Origin of the sequence: Streptomyces colonosanans, from assembly GCF_001866645.1 — a bacterium.
GTDB lineage: Bacteria > Actinomycetota > Actinomycetes > Streptomycetales > Streptomycetaceae > Streptomyces > Streptomyces colonosanans.
Genome location: NZ_MLYP01000024.1, coordinates 57,920 through 77,116, shown reverse-complemented (window position 1 = coordinate 77,116; position 19,197 = coordinate 57,920). Strand labels below are relative to the sequence as shown.

General features: G+C 69.3%; 14 protein-coding genes. 4 read left to right on the top strand and 10 right to left on the bottom strand.

The genetic code is table 11. The features are described from left to right. Nucleotides 1-8: 8 nt before the first annotated feature. Both pruA and BIV24_RS09580 read right to left on the bottom strand, forming a co-directional pair. On the bottom strand, nucleotides 9-1,640 hold the full coding sequence (pruA, locus tag BIV24_RS09585) for an L-glutamate gamma-semialdehyde dehydrogenase (RefSeq protein WP_071365786.1): 1,632 nt from the start codon (nucleotides 1,638-1,640) through the stop codon (nucleotides 9-11). Between the two features lie 38 nt (nucleotides 1,641-1,678). Next, nucleotides 1,679-2,605 (bottom strand): proline dehydrogenase family protein, encoded by a 927-nt coding sequence (locus BIV24_RS09580; RefSeq protein ID WP_071365785.1) that lies wholly within the window; start codon nucleotides 2,603-2,605, stop codon nucleotides 1,679-1,681. Between the two features lie 162 nt (nucleotides 2,606-2,767). On the opposite strand from BIV24_RS09580, the gene BIV24_RS09575 reads away from it, so the two are divergent. Together BIV24_RS09575 and BIV24_RS09570 are read left to right on the top strand one after the other, a co-directional pair. After that, nucleotides 2,768-3,979, top strand: coding sequence for a PucR family transcriptional regulator (locus BIV24_RS09575; protein ID WP_071365784.1), 1,212 nt, complete (start codon nucleotides 2,768-2,770; stop codon nucleotides 3,977-3,979). Between the two features lie 67 nt (nucleotides 3,980-4,046). Then, a complete protein-coding gene (locus BIV24_RS09570; RefSeq protein WP_071365783.1) occupies nucleotides 4,047-4,913 on the top strand; it encodes an alpha/beta fold hydrolase in 867 nt (288 codons plus the stop codon). Here BIV24_RS09570 and BIV24_RS09565 read toward each other — a convergent pair. After that, nucleotides 4,900-5,109: a DUF397 domain-containing protein gene (locus BIV24_RS09565; protein ID WP_071365782.1), complete on the bottom strand. Its 210-nt coding sequence runs from the start codon at nucleotides 5,107-5,109 to the stop codon at nucleotides 4,900-4,902. The two genes, BIV24_RS09570 and BIV24_RS09565, sit on opposite strands and share 14 nt — an antisense overlap. 3 nt (nucleotides 5,110-5,112) lie before the next feature. Beyond that, nucleotides 5,113-5,994 (bottom strand): DUF5753 domain-containing protein, encoded by an 882-nt coding sequence (locus BIV24_RS09560; RefSeq protein WP_071365781.1) that lies wholly within the window; start codon nucleotides 5,992-5,994, stop codon nucleotides 5,113-5,115. A gap of 205 nt (nucleotides 5,995-6,199) precedes the next feature. On the opposite strand from BIV24_RS09560, the gene BIV24_RS09555 reads away from it, so the two are divergent. Next, nucleotides 6,200-6,568: an ATP-binding protein gene (locus BIV24_RS09555; protein ID WP_245766722.1), complete on the top strand. Its 369-nt coding sequence runs from the start codon at nucleotides 6,200-6,202 to the stop codon at nucleotides 6,566-6,568. 944 nt (nucleotides 6,569-7,512) lie between these two features. Here the strand turns inward: BIV24_RS09555 and BIV24_RS09550 are convergent. Next, nucleotides 7,513-8,124 carry a TetR/AcrR family transcriptional regulator gene (locus BIV24_RS09550; protein ID WP_071365780.1) on the bottom strand — a complete coding sequence of 204 codons (612 nt, stop codon included), beginning with the start codon at nucleotides 8,122-8,124 and terminating at the stop codon, nucleotides 7,513-7,515. Nucleotides 8,125-8,221: 97 nt separating this feature from the next. Here BIV24_RS09550 and BIV24_RS09545 point away from each other — a divergent pair, with 97 nt between their 5' ends. Continuing rightward, nucleotides 8,222-9,790, top strand: a complete 1,569-nt coding sequence (locus BIV24_RS09545; RefSeq protein WP_071365779.1) for an MFS transporter — start codon at nucleotides 8,222-8,224, stop codon at nucleotides 9,788-9,790. 157 nt (nucleotides 9,791-9,947) lie between these two features. Here BIV24_RS09545 and serA read toward each other — a convergent pair whose 3' ends face one another. The 5 genes from serA to BIV24_RS09520 form a co-directional block, all read right to left on the bottom strand. Beyond that, nucleotides 9,948-11,549 carry a phosphoglycerate dehydrogenase gene (gene serA / locus BIV24_RS09540; RefSeq protein WP_071365778.1) on the bottom strand — a complete coding sequence of 534 codons (1,602 nt, stop codon included), beginning with the start codon at nucleotides 11,547-11,549 and terminating at the stop codon, nucleotides 9,948-9,950. A 347-nt stretch (nucleotides 11,550-11,896) separates the two neighbouring features. Continuing rightward, a complete protein-coding gene (ilvC, locus tag BIV24_RS09535; protein WP_071365777.1) occupies nucleotides 11,897-12,895 on the bottom strand; it encodes a ketol-acid reductoisomerase in 999 nt (332 codons plus the stop codon). Nucleotides 12,896-13,033: 138 nt separating this feature from the next. Next, the gene (gene ilvN / locus BIV24_RS09530; protein WP_071365776.1) at nucleotides 13,034-13,558 is read right to left on the bottom strand and encodes an acetolactate synthase small subunit; all 525 of its coding nucleotides are present in this window, start codon (nucleotides 13,556-13,558) and stop codon (nucleotides 13,034-13,036) included. Nucleotides 13,559-13,576: 18 nt separating this feature from the next. Next, the gene (locus BIV24_RS09525) at nucleotides 13,577-15,424 is read right to left on the bottom strand and encodes an acetolactate synthase large subunit (RefSeq protein WP_177198663.1); all 1,848 of its coding nucleotides are present in this window, start codon (nucleotides 15,422-15,424) and stop codon (nucleotides 13,577-13,579) included. A 231-nt stretch (nucleotides 15,425-15,655) separates the two neighbouring features. Further along, complete coding sequence (locus BIV24_RS09520) at nucleotides 15,656-18,889, bottom strand: EAL domain-containing protein (protein WP_107459318.1); 3,234 nt, start codon at nucleotides 18,887-18,889, stop codon at nucleotides 15,656-15,658. Between the last annotated feature and the right edge of the window lie 308 nt (nucleotides 18,890-19,197).

The window sequence follows — 19,197 nt, the reverse complement described above, 5'->3', positions numbered from 1 at the left end:
CGCGGGTGTCAGCCCATGTGCGGGTACGTGTAGTCCGTCGGCGGGACCAGCGTCTCCTTGATGGCGCGGGTCGAGGTCCAGCGCAGCAGGTTCAGCGGGGCACCCGCCTTGTCGTTGGTGCCGGAGGAACGGCCACCGCCGAAGGGCTGCTGGCCGACCACGGCGCCGGTCGACTTGTCGTTGATGTAGAAGTTGCCGGCCGCGAAGCGGAGCTTCTCCATCGTGTACGCCGCGGCAGCGCGGTCGTTCGCGATGACCGAGCCCGTCAGGGCGTAGTCCGACACCGACTCCATCTGGGTCAGCATCTCGTCGTACTTGTCGTCCTCGTAGACGTGCACGGCGAGGATCGGGCCGAAGTACTCGGTCGTGAAGACCTCGTTCTCCGGGTCGGTGCACTCGATGACGGTCGGGCGGACGAAGTAGCCGACCGAGTCGTCGTAGGTGCCGCCCGCGACGATCGTGCAGGCCGCGTCCTCCTTGGCGCGGTCGATCGCGGCCTTGTTCTTGGCGAACGACCGCTCGTCGATGACGGCGCCGATGAAGTTCGACAGGTCGGTGACATCACCCATGGTCAGGCCGTCGACCTCGGCCGCGAACTCCTCCTTGAAACCGGAGTTCCAGATGGAGGCCGGGACGTAGGCCCGGGAGGAGGCCGAGCACTTCTGGCCCTGGAACTCGAAGGAACCGCGGGTCAGGGCGGTCTTCAGCACCGCACGGTCGGCCGACGGGTGGGCCACCACGAAGTCCTTGCCGCCGGTCTCGCCGACGAGACGCGGGTAGGAGCGGTACTTCTCGATGTTGGTGCCGACCGTCTTCCACAGGTACTGGAAGGTCTTGGTCGAACCGGTGAAGTGGATGCCCGCGAGGTCGCGGTGGTTCAGGGCGACCTTGGAGACCTCGATGCCGTCGCCGGTGACGAGGTTGATGACACCCTTCGGCAGGCCCGCCTCCTCCAGCAGCTGCATCAGCAGCACGGCGGCGTGGGTCTGGGTCTGGGACGGCTTCCAGACCACCACGTTGCCCATGAGGGCGGGGGCGGTGGGCAGGTTGCCGGCGATCGCCGTGAAGTTGAACGGGGTGACCGCGTAGACGAAGCCCTCCAGCGGGCGGTGGTCCATGCGGTTCCACACGCCCGGGGAGTTGGCCGGGGGCTGCTCGGCCAGGATCTGCCGGGCGTAGTGGACGTTGAAGCGCCAGAAGTCGACGAGCTCGCAGGGGGTGTCGATCTCGGCCTGCTGAGCGGTCTTCGACTGGCCCAGCATGGTGGAGGCGGCCATGGTCTCGCGCCAGGGGCCGGCCAGCAGCTCGGCGGCACGCAGGATGATCGCCGCGCGGTCGTCGAAGGACATCGCGCGCCAGGCCGGCGCAGCGGCCAGGGCCGCGTCGATGGCGTCCTGCGCGTCCTGCTCGGTGGCGTTGTGGAACGTGCCGAGGACGGCCTTGTGGTTGTGCGGCTGCACGACCTGGTGCGCCTCACCGCCACCCATGCGCCGCTCGCCGCCGATGGTGCACGGCAGGTCGATGGGGTTCTCGGCCAGTTCCTTGAGCTTGACCTCCAGGCGGGCGCGCTCGGGCGAGCCGGGGGCGTAGCCGTGCACCGGCTCGTTGACAGGGGTGGGGACCTGGGTCACAGCGTCCATGGGTTCCGAAACTCCTTACTGAGCGGGGCGGGTCGGGCTCAGCCCTTGCTGACCATCGAACGGAGGAAGAAGCGCAGGTTCGCCGGCTTCTCCGCCAGGCGGCGCATGAAGTAGCCGTACCAGTCCGTGCCGTACGCCGTGTACACGCGCATCCGGTGGCCCTCTGCAGCCAGCCGCAGATGCTCGTCGCTGCGGATGCCGTACAGCATCTGGAACTCGTACTCGTCGAGCTTACGGCCGGCGCGCCGGCCGATTTCCTGCGCGATGGAGATCAGCCGCGGGTCGTGCGAGCCGATCATCGGGTACCCCTGACCCTCCATGAGGATCTTCAGGATACGGACGTACGCCTTGTCGATCTCGGCCTTGTCCTGGTACGCGACCGACGCGGGCTCCTTGTACGCCCCCTTCACAATACGCACCCGGCTGCCGGCGGCGGCGAGACGGCGGGCGTCGTCCTCGGTGCGGAAGAGGTAGGCCTGGATCACACAGCCGGTCTGCGGGAAGTCCTTCCGCAGCTCCTCGTGGATGGCGAACATCGAGTCGAGGGTGGTGTGGTCCTCGGCGTCCAGCGTGACGGTGGTGCCGATGGCGGCGGCGGCCTCGACGACCGGGCGGACGTTGGCGAGGGCCAGCTCGTGGCCGCCCTCCAGCGCCTGGCCGAACATGGACAGCTTGACCGACATCTCGGCCTTGGTGCCGAGGTTCAGCTTCCCGAGGTGCTCGATCAGCTGCAGGTAGGCGTCGCGCGCGGCCGCGGCCTGGTCGGGACTGGTGATGTCCTCGCCGACGACGTCCATGGTGAGCTCGAGACCCTTGCCGGTGAGGTCCTTGACGATCGGGACGATCTCACCGACGGTCTCGCCGGGGATGAAGCGGTCCACGACCTGCTTGGTCACCGGCACCGCCGAGATCAGGCGGCGCATCCGGTCGCTTCGCGACGCGGCGAGAATCACGGGACCCAGCACGGGGCACCTCCAACACACTCATCAAAAGACCGCATCCCGAGCATTTCGGGTACGGCACGGAGAACCACCGTGAAACCTACGGATCGCTCCGGGCGTCGACCATCGACAGCTGTCACGCATCCGTGCCCTGGATCTCATACATCCGTATGAAGGCTGCGGCGAATGCGGGAGAATACTGCTGTGGCGGATGTCTTCAAATCAGGGCGGGGCGACTACCAGGAGCTCGTCGACGAGATCTCGGCACTGCTGGGTGCCCCCGCGACCCTGGAGAACCGGGACTTCGAACTGATCGCCTTCGCCGCGTACGACAGCGACGGCGACTTCGACGAGGCGTCCCTCGACCCGGTCCGCACCCGCTCGATCCTCACGCGCCGCTCCACGGCGGCGGTGCGGAAGTGGTTCGAGGGCTTCGGCATCGCTCGGGCCACCGGGCCGGTACGCATTCCGCCCACGCCGGAGGCGGGCGTCTACCGGGGACGGATCTGCCTGCCGGTACGCCATCGGGGTGTCGTCCTCGGGTACGTATGGCTGCTCGCCGACGAGCCGGGCCCACCCGAGACACAGCTGTCCGCGGCGATGGAGGTCACCGCCCGCATCGGCGCGCTGCTCGCGGACGAGGCGCAGGCGGGCGCGGACCTGACCCGTGAACTGCGCGCGGTCCTCACCGCCGAGCCCGGCTGGCAGCAGGACATGGCGGTGGCCGAGATGCGTACGGCGCTGGGCATGCGGGGCGACGGTCTGCAGACGGTGGTGTGTGTGGCCCCCTGGCTTTCGGCCGACCCGGACGACGCCCCCTCGGCCCGCACGATCCCGGCGGCGACCGCGCTGTGCACGGTGCCCTGGGGCACGGAGGGCCAGAGCCTGGCCCTCCTGGTACGGCTGCGCTCGGCGGATGTGCTGACCCCGGCGCTGACGGCGGCCTCCCGGCTGCTGCGGGAGGCGGAGGGGACGCACGGTGGCGGGCGGACCGCGGCCGGGGTGGCCGGCGCCCGCCACGGCCTCGCGGAGCTGGGCGCCGCGTGGCGGGAAGCCTCGGCGGCGGCCCGCGCGGCCCTGGCCGATCCCCGGCTCGGCCCGGTCGCGCAGTGGTCGGCCATCGGCCCGTACCGCCTGCTGACGTCGCTCCCGCCGGAGGCGGCCCACGACCCCGCCGTGCACGCCCTGTTGTCCCCCGCCCACCGCGAACTCGCCCGTACGGCAGAGGTGTTCCTGGACTGCGCCGGCCAGGCGGGCCGCACGGCGTCGGAACTGGGCATCCACCGCCAGACCTTGTACTACCGTCTGTCCCGCGTCGAACAGCTCACGGGACTGGACCTGGACGACGGGGAGGACCGGTTGCTGCTGCATATGGCGTTGAAGGGGGCTCGGCTGTAGGCGCGCCACGCCTGGACATCCTGGCTGCCTGTTGTTTCAACTGGGGGCCGTTGAGAGGGTGTTGACCATGTCTACCTTCTCTTCCTCCTTCTCCACGTACGACGGGACCGAACTCGCCTACCACGTATCCGGAGAGGGCCTTCCGCTGGTCTGCCTGCCCGGCGGCCCCACGGACTCCGCCTACCTCGGCGACCTCGGCGGACTGTCCGCGCACCGCCGACTGATCAGGCTGGACCTCCGGGGGACGGGCCGGTCCGCGACGCCACGGGACACCGCCTCCTACCGCTGCGACCGGCTCGTCGACGACGTGGAGGCCCTGCGCGAGCACCTCGACCTGGACCGGATGGACCTGCTCGCACACTGCGCCGGCGCGAACCTGGCCGCGCTGTACGTGAGCCGCCGCCCGGAACGCGTCGGCAGCCTCGCACTGATCACACCGAGCGTCCGGGCCGTCGGCCTCACGATCAGCGGGGAACTGCGGCTGGAGGCGGCCGGGCTGCGCAGGGACGAGCCGTGGTTCACGGAGGCATTCGCGGCACTGGAGGCGATCATGGCGGGCGAGGCCACCGCTGACCACTGGCAAGCCATCGCCCCGTTCTCGTACGGCCGCTGGGACGAGGCGGCTCAGGCATATCAGGCCGCAGGGGACGAGCGGTTGAACCCGGAGATCATGGCCGCCTCCGGCGCCGAGGGCGCCTTCGACCCGCCCGCCACCCGGGCCGCGCTCGCCCGATTCACACGACCGGTGCTGCTTCTCGCCGGGGAGGTCGACCCGGGCGCCCCTCCCGCCACGATCACCGAATTCGCCGAACTGTTCCCGAACGCCGAGCTGCTGATCCAGCCCGGCGCGGGCCACTACCCGTGGCTGGACGACGCCGAATGCTTCGCCACGGCCACGGCAGGGTTTCTGAACCGGGCCGTCAGCTCTCGCTGACGTAAGCGATGAACTCTGTCCAGGCGTGGGAGGGGAGGAGGAGGGCGGGGCCGTGGGGGTTCTTGGAGTCGCGGATGCCGATGTGGGGGGCGACGTGGGCTACTTCGACGCAGTTCTGGCCGTTGCCATCGCTGTAGGAAGACTTGAACCAGGCGTGGTCGGGTGCGAGTTCCGGTGCGGTGTGGCGCAGGCGCATAGCTCACAGCTCTCGTTGTAGTCGTTGCAGGAAAGCGGGCGTGTCCTCGGGCGGCAACGCTGATGCCGTCATCGCGTCGTACTGCCGGATGAACCGGTCGACCTCACGGCGCTTTTCAGACGTGTGAGTTGCCCCCCAGGCGCTGTCGATCTGAACCCTCGGTGGAAGATCGTCACCGAGGTCCAGGATGGCAAAGTCGTGGGTGGACCGGAAGCCAGGGCGGAACGGCAGCACCTGGATCGTGACGTGGTCCCAGGACGACATCGTCACGAGTCGTTCGTACTGCTCACTCATGACGTCGGCGCCTCCGACCGGGTAGAGCAGAGCCGCTTCACCGAGGATCACGCGCAGCTTGACCGGGTTCTCCCGGCTGAGTACCTCCTGGCGCTTCATCCTGAGTTCCACGCTATTGCGGATGAACTCGGATGTGTGCTCCTCTACCGGCTTGTTCGCTTCGGAGAGGGCCTGCGCGTAGCGCCTGGTCTGGAGGAGACCGTAGACGAGAGTCGGGTGGTACGCCCGCATGCCACGAGCTTCCGGCTCCAGACCGACGAACGCCGGCATTCCGGCGGGCATGAGCCCCCGGAACTGGGTGAGCCAGTCCTGATGCCCCGACTCACGGTTGAGGTTGACCAGCGACTCAATGATCTCCTCGTCAGTAACGCCATACTTTTCGAGCAGTTTGCGCAGGTCACCGATGTTCCGGAAGTTGAGGGCGCCGGTCTCGATCCGCAGGAGGCTTGCCTCAGAGATTCGCAGCCCTTGTACGGCCTGCTTGCGGGTGAGTCCACCTCCCCGGTCTCCGCGGCCGCAACCCTCCCTTAATTGGCGGAGCTGCAAGCCAAGTTCAAGTCGCTGTGCCGTACGTCCGCGCTTGGATGCCATGCGCAGAGTGTGACACCCCCTGTACGGACCATGCAGCCGAATACGCAGATCCGGGCATAGTCCAATTTCAACTCCCTTGAAATTTCTGCGGAGTTTCGATTGCAGCTCGATAGACGGTCTCGCCACCGTGGACGGCAACCACTCCACAGAACGGAGCCCCCATGCCCCCACTCTCCTCACCCACGACTGGTCCATGAGCTACCCCATGACCACTCGCAGCGTTCCCGTCACCCGGATCCACGTCCGCCGCCGCCTCACTCTGTGGAACTGGGCCGGGGACGTGGAGGACGCCGTACTCGTGGCCTCGGAGCTGGTCGCGAACGCGGTGGTGCACGGCAGGGCGCCCGGTCATGAACTGTGGCTGCGGCTCGCCGAGTTGGAGGGAGGCGGATTGATCGTGGACGTGTCGGATCCGGTACGGGCATTCCCCGAGCCGGGCCGGGTGGGCATCGGAGGCGAGCGCGGCCGGGGACTCCTGGTCGTCACCCAACTCGCCGAGGAGTTGGACTGGTTCCTGAGGGCGGAGGTCGGCAAGACGGTACGGGCGCGGTTGGGTGTCGCGGGCCCAAGTTGAAAGGTTGCCGTGGGGCCGCCCGCTTCTCGGCCAGAGTCGTGCTTCCGCGAGGCGAGTCAAGGGCGCTACGCGTCGCCTTCGGCGATGGCCCTCCGGGCCACCCTTGACACGCCTCGCTCCAGCACGGGTAAGAAGCGAGCGGGTGGCCAGCCCGGTGTCGGGGGTGGAGTTGGCCGGGACGTGGGCTGGTGGTGGCGGCGCGTTCGCGTCTCGCCAGCACGCCGGGGGGGCTTAGCGGCTTACGGCCGGTGGGACAGGGGGCGCGGTCGCACCTCACATGCACGCCGGGGCGGCTCGGCAGATTGCGATGAGCGGCGGGGCGCGATGGCAAGCTGGGGCACGCCGGGCTGGCTCAGCGGCAATCGGCCGATGGGATGGGGAGGTGGTATGCCCCCGGGTACCAATCTGGGCAGGGACTGCAGCAATAGGCACGATTGGAGGGTTTGTGCCACGGCCGGAGCTTCCCACCAGCGCTTCTGTCCCCGCCTGCTGGCACAAACCCTCCAATTAGCGTCCGCGCTCCCGCGTAAGAGCACCAGCGTCACACCTGTCACTCCTGACCGGCCCACCGGCCGCAGCCCGGACCCACCACCCCAACCCGCCGCAAGCCGTCAAACCCACCCGGCGTGCCCCCACTCAGCGAACGCACCCTCCCGCCCCACCGGCAGTAAGCCGCTAAGCCCACCCGGCGTGCTGGCGAGACGCGAACGCGCCCCCGGCCAAGGGCACGATCGCAGCCCACCCGAAGCTCGACACCGGGCTGGGCCACTGCTCTTCCGGGCCGCTCGCTCGCTTCTTACCCGTGGTGGAGCGGGCCGGGTCAAGGGTGGCCCGGAGAGCCATCGCCGAAGGCGACGCGAAGCGCCCTTGACGCGGCCCCCTCCACCACGACACTTGGCAAAGAAGCGAGCGGCCCAACGGTCACTTCTCGGCCTACGTAAGCGTCAGCTCTGCCCCTCACCCTGAGGCGCCGCGTTCGCCGCCTTCATCACCCGGCGCAGCCCCTCGGTGAGTTGATCGGCATGGGTGGCCGTGTCGGGGTCGAAGAGCCACTGCACCATGAGGCCCTGAAGCAGGGTCTGATAGAGGCGGCCCTCGGTGTCGACGGTCTCCTTGTCGAGCTCCGCCTCCGGGACGTCGGTGAACAACGGGACGATCCCCGAACGGCCCTCCTCCTGCGACTCGGCGAGCAGCTTACGCACCTCAGGCACCCGGTCCCCCTGAAAGATGAGCTCGAAGCTCAGCAGCCAGATCGCGCGTGACTCGGGCACCGAGCGGATGATGTTCGCCCATACCTCCTGGAAGCGCTCCAGCGACCCGGCGGGCGTCCGGGGCACGGCACTCGCCTCCCAGCCCGGCCCGGTGCCGTCGCTCATCTCCTCCACGAAAGAGATGTACGCCTGCACCAGCAGCGCGTCCTTGGAGCCGTAGTGGTAGCCGATCGACGCCAGGTTGGTCCCCGACTCCTTGACGATGTCGCGCGCGGTCGTGCGCACGAACCCCTTCTCCAGCAGGCAGCGCTTGGCGCCCTCGAGCAGATCCTCACGGTGTCCCATGCGGCTCACCCTACTCCGGACCCATACAACCGTCCTAGACGAGCGATTTATACGTCCGTACTAGACAAGCGTTTAAGACATCCGTACAGTCACTGCCATGACGAACCCAACGAGCACCACCACGACCGCGACCGCACCTGCCGCCCGCGCCGGCCGTCGCGAATGGACCGCCCTCGGCGTGCTGATGCTGCCGCTGCTGCTGGTCTCGATGGACGTCTCGGTCCTGTACTTCGCCATCCCGGAGATCAGCGCGGACCTGGAGCCGAGCAGCACCCAGCAGCTGTGGATCTTCGACATCTACGCGTTCGTCCTGGCTGGTCTGCTGATGACGATGGGCTCGCTCGGTGACCGCATCGGCCGCCGCAAGCTGCTGCTGTTCGGCGCCGCCGCCTTCGGTGCCGCCTCGCTGACAGCCGCGTACGCGAACAGCGCCGAAACCCTGATCGCCGCCCGCGCGGTTCTCGGCATCGGCGGCGCAACCCTGATGCCCTCGACGATGGCGCTGGTCCGCACGATGTTCACCGACCCTGGCCAGCGGGCGAAGGCGATCGGTCTCTGGTCCGGGGTGATGACCGGCGGCATCGCACTCGGCTCGGTGCTGAGCGGCGTCCTGGTGCAGTACTTCTGGTGGGGCTCGGTCTTCCTGGTCAACCTGCCCGCGATGGCGCTGCTGCTGGTACTGGGCCCGATCCTGCTGCCCGAGTCGAAGAACCCGGAGCCCGGCCGCTTCGACCTTCTCAGCGTGCCGCTGTCGATGGCGGCGGTTCTTCCCTCGATCTACGGCCTGAAGGAGATGCCCTCACAGGGCGTACGCCCGCTGTACATCGGCTCGATCGCCGTCGGCCTGCTCTTCGCCGCCCTCTTCGTCCACCGCCAGCGCACCACGGCCTCTCCGATGATCTCGCCGGCGCTGTTCCGCGGCCGGGGCTTCGCCCCCGCGGTGGTCCTCAACCTCGTCTCCACGTTCGCCATGATGGGCTCGGCCTTCTTCACCACGCAGTACCTGCAGTCGGTGCTCGGCAAGAGCGCGCTGGAGGCGGCGCTGTGGTCGCTGCTGCCGTCGGTGCCGATCGGGATGGCGGCTCCGGTGGCGGCCGCCCTGGTACAGAAGGGCGTCAACCGGGCGTACGTCGTCACGGCGGGCTTCGTGATCGCCGCGTCGGGCTACGGGATGCTGGCCCTGGCCGGGACGGACTCGCTCTGGCTGGTGCTGGCCGCGTGCGGGGTGCTGGCCTCGGGCATCGTGATGGTCATCTCCCAGATGACCGATCTGGCGCTGAGTGCGGCTCCCGTGGAGCAGGCCGGCGCGGCCTCGTCGCTGCTGGAGACGGGATCGGAGTTCGGTGGCGCGCTGGGCATGGCCGTCCTCGGCTCCATCGGTACGGCGATCTACCGCCACGAGATCCCGGCCTCCGCGCCGGCCCCGGCCCATGAGACCCTCGGCGGCGCGCTCGCGGTCGCCGGACAGCTGCCGGGACGTACGGGCGAGGCCCTGGTGACAGCGGCGCGGGAGGCCTTCACCAGTGGGATGCACGGGGCGGCGATCGCGGGGGCGGCGGTGCTGGTCCTCGCGGCGATCGCGGCGACGCCCCTCCGCCGGATCCACGTCAGTGAGGCCTCTCCGGCCGAGGACGAGGTGACCGAGTCTGCGATGGCCGTGGCCTGACACCCGGTCACTGCTCCCCAGCACGGAATGCGCCGGACGGGCTGCTGAAGCCCGTCCGGCGTTGACGTATGACCCCCGTTCCCCACGAACGGGGGTCACGGGGCAATACCCCGGGGTCGGTGCGGCGACCGCACGCGGCGGTCGCCCATGACGCACCTCAGACCAGGTTCACCGACCGGGCGAACGTCGCGCCGATCTCCGCGGCGACCTCCGCCAGCACGCCGGACGGCACCGTGTCGTCCACGGTCAGTACCGCCAGCGCCTCGCCGCCGGCCGCCGCGCGGGCGACCTGCATGCCGGCGATGTTGATGCCGGCCTCGCCGACGATGCGGCCGACCGCACCGACGACGCCGGGACGGTCCTCGTAGCGCAGGACGACCATGTGGTCGGCGAGCGCCAGGTCGACGTCGTACTCGCCGACGGCGACGATCTTCTGGAGGTGCTTGGGGCCGGTCAGCGTGCCGGAGACCGACACCTCCCCACCGTCGGAGAGGGTGCCGCGCACGGTGACGACATTGCGGTGGTCGGTCGCCTCGCTGCTCGTCGTCAGGCGCACCTCCACGCCCCGTTCCTGGGCGAACAGCGGTGCGTTGACGTAGGAGACGGTCTCGTCGACGACGTCCTCGAAGACGCCCTTGAGCGCGGACAGCTCCAGCACCTTCACATCGTGCTGAGTGATCTCGCCGTAGACCTCGACGTCGAGACGGACCGCGACCTCGCCCGCGAGGGCGGTGAAGATGCGGCCGAGCCTCTCGGCGAGCGGCAGACCCGGCTTGACGTCCTCGGCGATGACACCGCCCTGGACGTTCACCGCGTCCGGCACCAGTTCACCGGCGAGCGCGAGACGCACCGACTTGGCGACCGCGATGCCGGCCTTCTCCTGCGCCTCGTCCGTCGAAGCGCCCAGGTGCGGGGTGCAGACGACCTGGTCCAGCTCGAACAGCGGCGAGTCCGTGCACGGCTCCTTCGCGTACACGTCCAGGCCCGCGCCCGCGACCCGGCCCTCCTTGAGCGCCGAGTACAGCGCCGCCTCGTCGACGATCCCGCCGCGCGCGGCGTTGACGATACGGACGCCCGGCTTGACCTTGTGCAGTGCCTCGTCGCCGATCAGGCCGATCGTCTCGGGGGTCTTCGGCAGGTGGACGGTGATGAAGTCGGAGGTCTCCAGCAGTTCGTCCAGGGTCAGCACCTTGACGCCCATCTGCGCCGCCCGGGCGGGCTGGACGTAGGGGTCGTAGGCGACGACCTTCATGCCGAACGCGGACATGCGCTGCGCGACCAGCGCGCCGATGCGGCCGAGGCCGACCACGCCGAGGGTCTTCTCGGCCAGTTCGACGCCCGTGTACTTGCTGCGCTTCCACTCGCCGTTCTTCAGCGCGGCGTTGGCCTGCGGGATGTTGCGGGCGGTGGACAGGATCAGACCGCAGGCGAGCTCGGCCGCGGTCACGATGTTCGAGGTGGGGGCGTTGACGACCATCACGCCGGCCTTGGTGGCGGCGGAGACGTCCACGTTGTCCAGGCCGACGCCGGCGCGCGCGACGACCTTGAGCTTCTGCGCGGCGGCGATGGCCTCGGCGTCGACCTTCGTCGCGGAGCGGATCAGGATGGCGTCGACGTCGGCGATCGCCGGGAGCAGTTCGGCGCGGTCGGCGCCGTTGCAGCGCCGGATCTCGAAGTCGGGGCCGAGGGCATCGACAGTCGCGGGCGACAGCTCTTCAGCGATGAGTACCGTGGCTTTTCGACGAGGGTACGAGCTCACGTGAGTCCTCACATGTCCAATGCGGACGGCCGTGCCGACGGCCGCAGGCGGTGGAGGGGTGCTAGCCGCGTGGAAGACGCACGACACTGTGGGCCTGACGCGTTTGTTGTCCAGCAGTCTAGTGGCGCCGCGCGTATCGTTTTACGCCGCTGCGGAAGGATCACCCGTCCGTGGCTGGACGGGCCGGACAACGCCGGGTTCCGGGCATTGCCCACGGTGTGCCGAGGGCCTGTCGTCAAATTCCCGTCGTCGCCCGAAGGGCGGCCCCGCGGCGCGGGGCGGACCGGAATTTGACGACAGGCCCTCGGGGGCCGGAGCAGACCGCTCCGGCCCTCTGGCCATGAGGCTTACGCCTCCTCGTTCACCCAGCTCATGAGCTTGCGCAGCTCCTTGCCGGTGGTCTCCAGCAGGTGCTCGGAGTCCTGCTTCTTGTACTCGTTGTACTTCTTCAGACCGCCGTGGTACTCGTCCATCCAGTTCTGCGCGAAGGTGCCGTCCTGGATCTCCGCGAGGACCTTCTTCATCTCGGCCTTGGTGGCGTCGGTGATGATCCGCGGGCCGGTGACGTAGTCGCCCCACTCGGCGGTCTCGGAGATCGACCAGCGCATCTTCTCCAGACCGCCCTCGTACATGAGGTCGACGATCAGCTTCAGCTCGTGCAGGCACTCGAAGTAGGCGATCTCCGGCTGGTACCCGGCCTCGGTCAGGGTCTCGAAGCCCGCCTTCACCAGCGCGGCCGTGCCACCGCACAGGACGGCCTGCTCACCGAACAGGTCGGTCTCGGTCTCCTCGGTGAAGGTGGTCTTGATGACGCCGGCGCGGGTGCCGCCGATGGCCTTGGCGTAGGAGAGGGCCAGGGCGAAGGCGTTGCCGGAGGCGTCCTGCTCGACGGCGGCGATGCACGGAACGCCGCGGCCCTCCTCGTACTGGCGGCGCACCAGGTGGCCCGGGCCCTTCGGGGCGACCATGCACACGTCGACACCGGCCGGGGGCTTGATGAAGCCGAAGCGGATGTTGAAGCCGTGGCCGAAGAACAGCGCGTCGCCGTCCTTCAGGTTCGAGGCGATGGACTCCTCGTAGACCTGGGCCTGGATCGGGTCCGGGACCAGGATCATGATGACGTCGGCCTCGGCGGCGGCCTGAGCGGGGGTCACCACGCGCAGGCCCTGCTCCTCGGCCTTCTCCTTGGACTTGGAGCCCTCGTGCAGACCGACCCGGACGTCGACACCCGAGTCACGCAGCGACAGCGCGTGGGCGTGGCCCTGGCTGCCGTAGCCGATGACCGCGACCTTGCGGCCCTGGATGATGGACAGGTCGGCATCAGCGTCGTAGAACAGCTCGGCCACTTTCGGTTCTCTCCTTGGTGTGCAGATGTTGCGTCCCACCGTATGACGGTGAGGCGAAGGGACGTTGCGGGTATCGGATACGGGCGGCCGGCGGCCGGCCACCCCTCTCCGGTGGTACGGGATTCTTCTGGACGGGTCCTAGGCGGACCGGTCAAGGGCGCGTAGCGACCGGTCCGTGATCGAACGGGCGCCGCGGCCGATCGCGATCGTGCCGGACTGGACCAGTTCCTTGATGCCGAACGGCTCCAGCATCTTCAGCATGGCCTCCAGCTTGTCGCTGGACCCGGTGGCCTCGATGGTGACGGCCTCCGGGGAGACGTCGACGGTCTTGGCACGGAACAGCTGGACGATCTCGACGACCTGGGAGCGCGTCTCGTTGTCGGCGCGCACCTTCACCAGAACGAGTTCCCGCTGAACGGCGGACGACGGCTCCAGTTCGACGATCTTCAGGACGTTGACGAGCTTGTTGAGCTGCTTGGTGACCTGTTCGAGCGGGAATTCCTCGACACTCACCACGATGGTGATGCGGGAGATGTCGGGGTGCTCGGTGACGCCGACGGCGAGCGAGTCGATGTTGAAGCCGCGGCGGGAGAACAGCGCGGCGATCCGGGCGAGGATGCCCGGCGTGTTCTCGACGAGGACCGAGAGGGTGTGCTTGGACATGGTTCTCACTCAGCTCTCTCAGTCGTCTTCGCTGTCGCCGAAGTCGGGGCGGACGTCCCGGGCGGCCATGATCTCGTCGTTGGAGGTTCCGGCGGCGACCATCGGCCACACCATGGCGTCCTGGTGGACGATGAAGTCGATGACGACCGGCCGGTCGTTGATGGAGTTCGCCTCTTCGATGACCTTGTCGAGGTCGTCCGGGGACTCGCAGCGGATCGCGTAGCAGCCCATGGCCTCCGACAGCTTCACGAAGTCGGGGACGCGGGTGCCCTTGGCCTCCGGGTTGACGTCGTCCGGGCCGGAGTGCAGGACCGTGTTGGAGTACCGCTGGTTGTAGAAGAGGGTCTGCCACTGGCGGACCATCCCGAGGGCGCCGTTGTTGATGATGGCGACCTTGATCGGGATGTTGTTCAGGGTGCAGGTGGTCAGCTCCTGATTGGTCATCTGGAAGCAGCCGTCGCCGTCGATCGCCCAGACGGTCCGGTCGGGCCGTCCGGCCTTGGCACCCATGGCGGCCGGGACCGAGTAGCCCATGGTTCCCGCACCACCGGAGTTCAGCCAGGTGGCGGGCTTGTCGTACTGGATGAAGTGCGCGGCCCACATCTGATGCTGGCCGACGCCCGCCGCGAAGATCGTGCCCTCGGGTGCGAGCTGCCCGATGCGCTCGATGACCTGCTGCGGGGAGAGCGTGCCGTCCTCGGGCTGGTCATAGCCGAGCGGGTATGTCTCGCGCCAGCGGTTCAGATCCTTCCACCAGGCGGTGTAGTCGCCCTTGTGGCCCTCGCCGTGCTCCTTCTGCACGGCCTGGATCAGGTCGGCGATGACCTCGCGGGCATCGCCGACGATCGGAACGTCGGCGACGCGGTTCTTGCCGATCTCGGCCGGGTCGATATCGGCGTGGACGACCTTGGCATAGGGGGCGAAGCTGTCGAGCTTGCCGGTGACGCGGTCGTCGAAGCGGGCGCCGAGGGCGACGATCAGGTCGGCCTTCTGCAGCGCGGTGACGGCGGTGACCGCACCGTGCATGCCCGGCATTCCCACGTGCAGCGGGTGGCTGTCGGGGAATGCGCCGAGCGCCATCAGGGTGGTGGTGACGGGCGCTCCGGTGAGTTCTGCGAGGACCTTCAGCTCGGCGGTGGCCTGCGCCTTCAGGACGCCGCCGCCGACGTAGAAGACCGGCCGCCGGGCGGAGGTGATCAGCTTGGCCGCCTCGCGGATCTGCTTGGCGTGCGGCTTGGTCACCGGTCGGTAGCCGGGCAGGTCCGTGACCGGCGGCCAACTGAAGGTGGTCCGGGCCTGGAGGGCGTCCTTGGCGATGTCGACCAGGACGGGGCCCGGGCGGCCGGTGGAGGCGATGTGGAAGGCCTCCGCGATCGTCCGCGGGATGTCCTCCGCCCGGGTCACGAGGAAGTTGTGCTTGGTGATCGGCATGGTGATGCCGACGATGTCCGCCTCCTGGAAGGCGTCGGTGCCGATCGCCCGGGAGGCGACCTGGCCGGTGATGGCGACCAGCGGCACCGAGTCCATGTGGGCGTCCGCGATCGGGGTCACCAGGTTGGTGGCGCCGGGACCCGACGTCGCCATGCAGACGCCGACCTTGCCAGTGGCCTGCGCGTACCCGGTGGCCGCGTGACCCGCGCCCTGCTCGTGCCGCACCAGCACGTGCCGCACCCGAGTGGAGTCCATCATCGGGTCGTAGGCCGGAAGGATCGCACCGCCGGGAATGCCGAATACGGTCTCGGCGCCGACCTCCTCGAGAGAGCGAATGAGCGACTGCGCACCCGTGACGTGCTCGGGCGCGGACTGCTGTCCTCCGGATCGGGGCCGCGGATGCGGGTGTTGGGCCCCGGTGGCCTGCTCGGTCATCGGCATTCTCTTCTCGGTGCTGAGGGTTTTTGCGATGTTTGGGCGTTGTGCGGCAGGTGCCTGTGCAACAAAAAACCCCTCGTGCCATGAGGCAAGCGAGGGGAGCGCGCCGGGTGTGGTCGCTGGGTGTCCGGTTCATGTCCGGTGAGTCCCAGTTCAGCCGACGCGCTGTCCAAGTACGAGAATTCGGGTGCGCATGGCACTGACCCTCCCCCCGGCACACCGTCACTGTCAAGTAGGTGGGACGGGAGTCTCATTATGTGAGCGGAGGTGCGTTCCGCCTCCGAAAACAGCGGGCACGCTGGTGTACACCGCCGCGCTGCCGCCGGCGAGGACCGGCTCCACCGGGCCGTGCGGCACGGGATGGCAGCCGGAGGTCAGCGCCCGGCGCAGCCGGTACTCGTCCAGCGGCCCGGAGAAGGCCATGCCCTGCCCGTGTGTACAACCCATCGCATGCAGCGCGACGGCCTGCTCGGGCAGGTCCACGCCGTCGGCGACCGACTGCAGGCCCAGGTCCGTGGCGATGCGCAGCAGCCCGCTGGTGATCTTGTGCAGTTGCGCGGACTCGACGACCCCCTCGACCAGGCTGCGGTCGATCTTGAGTACGTCGATGGGAAGCCGGCGCAGCGCCGTGATGGCCGCGTGGCCGCTGCCGAGGCCGTCGAGAGCGATACGGACGCCGATCCTGTGCAGGGCGCCGAGTCTGCGTTCCAGCTCGTCCAGACAGACCCTCGGGTCGGCTCCGGACAGTTCGATCGTCAGGGCGCCCGAGGCCAGGCCGTGCCGGGTGAGCAGGGTCTCGACGGAGCCGAGGGGCAGGGAGCGATCGAGGAGGCGGCGGGCGCTCAGCCGCACGGCGACGGGCACGGCGAGCCCGGCGGCGGTGCGCTCGGCGGCCTGCTCGACGGCCTCCTCGAGCATCCAGCGGCCCAGCTCGGCGGCCTTGTCGCTGTCCTCGGAGACGCGCAGGAACTCGGCGGGCGTGAAGAACACGCCCTGGGAGGAACGCCAGCGCGCCTGAGCACTGACCGAGGTGATCCGGCCGTCGGCCAGCGACATCACGGGCTGGTGCAACAGGGTGAACTCACCATCGTGCAGTGCGGCCCGCAACCGGGTGGTCAGCTCGGCCTTGCGCACCACGTCCTGCCGCATATGGGGCGCGTACAGCTCGACGCGGCCCTTGCCCGCCGCCTTGGCGCGGTACATGGCAAGGTCGGCGTTGCGCAGCAGCTCGCCGGTGCCCAGGCCCGGTTCGGCGAAGGCCACTCCGATGGACGCGGCCACCCGGACGTCGCCGCCGTCGATGTCGTACGGCTGGGAAAGGGTGAGGCGGAGTCGGTCGGCGAGTTCGAGGATGTGGCGTTCACGTGCGGCGCGGTCGCGGGTGCCGTCCCCGATGATCAGGGCCGCGAACTCGTCGCCGCCGAGGCGGGCGGCGGTGTCGCCCTGCCGGACCGCGTCCTGGAGTCTGCGGGCGGCCTGAACGAGCAACTCGTCCCCGGCATGGTGTCCGATCGTGTCGTTGACGGCCTTGAAGCCGTCGAGGTCGATGAAGAGGACCGCCGTGTTGCGCAGGGCTGTGCCGCGGTCGGTGGAGCGGCGGCCGGACAGGGCCTGCTGGACGCGCTTGGTGAACAGGGCGCGGTTGGGCAGGTCGGTGAGCGGGTCGTGCTCGGCGCTGTGCTGGAGCTGCGCCTGCAGGCGCACCCTCTCGGTCACGTCCCGGCTGTTGAAGATCAGCCCGCCATGGTGGCGGTTGACGGTGGACTCGACGTTGAGCCAGCCGCCGCGGCCCGACCTGAAGCGGCACTCGATGCGGGTCGTGGGTTCCTCGGCGTGGCTGGCCGCGAGGAAGCGGCGCACTTCGTGCACCACGCAGCCCAGGTCCTCCGGGTGGATGAGCGCGGCGAGTTCGGTTCCGACGAGGTCCTCTGCGGGCCGCCCGTACACACCGGCGGCGGCCGGGGAGACGTACCTGAGGGTGCCGTCGGGTGCGGCGATCATGATGACGTCGCTGGAGCTCTGCACCAGGGAGCGGAAGTGGTTCTCCTTCTGCGCGAGTTCCTGGGTGAGGGTGATGTTGTCGAGCAGCATGATGCCCTGGCGCACGACCAGTGCGAGCACCACGGCGCCGGCGGTGACGAGCACCACGCGGTCGACGCTCTGGCCGTTGAGGACGTTGTAGAGGACCCCCAGGGTGCAGACGGCGGCGGCGAGGTAGGGCGTGAGCGCGGCCAGGGATCCGGTGATCGGGCGCGCGGCCGTGGACGGGTACCGGTCGCGGCCCGCCTCCGGCGGGAGCTGCCGGCCCAGGTCCCGCGGCAGGCCGGGGTCCGGGTCCCGAGGGAGCACATGGTCCAGGTCCGGAGAGAGCGCATGCGGGTGCCCTCCCTGATGGTCCGCTCCCCGCACAGCCGCCTGCCGCTGCCCCGGCACGTGGTCGTGCACCGCGCGCGCGTGCCCGTCGTCGCGCGGCAGCGCCTGCGAAGGAGGACCGACCCAGGGGGCGTAGGCGAGGAGCAGCGAGCCGGAGAACCAGCCCGCGTCCAGCAACTGGCCCGAGTGGTAGCTGCTGTGGAGCAGCGGCGAGGTGAACAGCGCGTCGCACACCACGGTCAGGGCGAGCGCGCCGATGGCGGTGTTGATGGCGGACCGGTTGACCGCCACACTCCGGAAGTGCAGGGCGAGGACCATGCTGATCAGGGCGATGTCCAGCAGCGGGTAGGCGAGCGAGAGCGCGGTGTGCGCGACGCTCGGCCCGTCCAATTTGGCCGCCTGAGCGAGCGCAAGGCTCCAGGACAGCGTGAGCAGCGAGCCGCCGATCAGCCATGCGTCGAGTGCGAGGCAGACCCAACCCGCCCTGGAGACGGGCCTTTTGGCGAGCACGAGCAGTCCTACGATGGCCGGCGGCGCGAAACAGAGGAAGAAGAGGTCGGCGCAACTGGGCGAGGGGACGTGGCGGTCGAGGACGACCTCGTACCAGCCCCAGACGGCGTTGCCCAGCGTCGCCATGGCGGAGGAGAGCGCGAACAACAGCCAGGCGGGTCGAAAGCGGCTGCGCCTGCTACGGGCGTAGACGAAGCAGGAGACTGCCGCGATACCCGCCGCCACGCTCAGCCCGAAGTCGCCCATGAGAAGCGCGGCCTCCCGGGAGCCCCAGCCGAGCGCGGAACCGACGGCGTATCCCGCGCACACCAGGGCCAGGACGAACTGCGGAACCCGGCGCGTTTGGCCGCCGGGCCGCGGGCTGCGGACCGGAGCCGCCCCGAGGGAGCTCACCGGGTCCACCCGGTCCGAGGCGCCACCGGCTCCCGCCGGTCCGGGTGGGCTGGGTGCGCATGCCTCTTGCGGCCGCTGTGCCTGCGGTGGTGGTGATGGCTGCCGTGACCGCTGTGGCCGCGTCTGTGTGCCGCCGCTCGCCAGGGTCGCCGCCCGTGGCCCCGCCCCGTCGGATCGCTCGTCCATTGGCCGTACATCGCCCGTCGCCCCCCTCGCATGTCTGAAAGTTCCATCCCCGGCGCCGAACGGTCGCGGCGCATCCCCTGTCGGGACGATACACCAGTCTCGTCACTCAGGGACATAGTTCCTCTACGCTCCGTAACGAGCAGCGAGGAAGTGGGTACGTACCGCGTACGGGGGACTGCAGAGTGTGCCCGAAGCAGACGGGGAGCGGACGGGAGACGACGCGTACACCGGTCGTACGCCCGGCGGCCGGGGCGTGCGCCGGAGGCCGTGTCGGCTGAAATCGTGCGCCGGACGGGCCCGTTCACACC

Coding starts and splice junctions, on each gene's coding strand:
- pruA (WP_071365786.1), bottom strand. CDS start 1,640: ATGGACGCTGTGACCCAGGTCCCCACCCCTGTCAACGAGCCGGTGCAC.
- BIV24_RS09575 (WP_071365784.1), top strand. CDS start 2,768: ATGCGGGAGAATACTGCTGTGGCGGATGTCTTCAAATCAGGGCGGGGC.
- BIV24_RS09570 (WP_071365783.1), top strand. CDS start 4,047: ATGTCTACCTTCTCTTCCTCCTTCTCCACGTACGACGGGACCGAACTC.
- BIV24_RS09565 (WP_071365782.1), bottom strand. CDS start 5,109: ATGCGCCTGCGCCACACCGCACCGGAACTCGCACCCGACCACGCCTGG.
- BIV24_RS09560 (WP_071365781.1), bottom strand. CDS start 5,994: ATGGCATCCAAGCGCGGACGTACGGCACAGCGACTTGAACTTGGCTTG.
- BIV24_RS09555 (WP_245766722.1), top strand. CDS start 6,200: ATGACCACTCGCAGCGTTCCCGTCACCCGGATCCACGTCCGCCGCCGC.
- BIV24_RS09550 (WP_071365780.1), bottom strand. CDS start 8,124: ATGGGACACCGTGAGGATCTGCTCGAGGGCGCCAAGCGCTGCCTGCTG.
- BIV24_RS09545 (WP_071365779.1), top strand. CDS start 8,222: ATGACGAACCCAACGAGCACCACCACGACCGCGACCGCACCTGCCGCC.
- ilvN (WP_071365776.1), bottom strand. CDS start 13,558: ATGTCCAAGCACACCCTCTCGGTCCTCGTCGAGAACACGCCGGGCATC.
- BIV24_RS09525 (WP_177198663.1), bottom strand. CDS start 15,424: ATGACCGAGCAGGCCACCGGGGCCCAACACCCGCATCCGCGGCCCCGA.
- BIV24_RS09520 (WP_107459318.1), bottom strand. CDS start 18,889: ATGGACGAGCGATCCGACGGGGCGGGGCCACGGGCGGCGACCCTGGCG.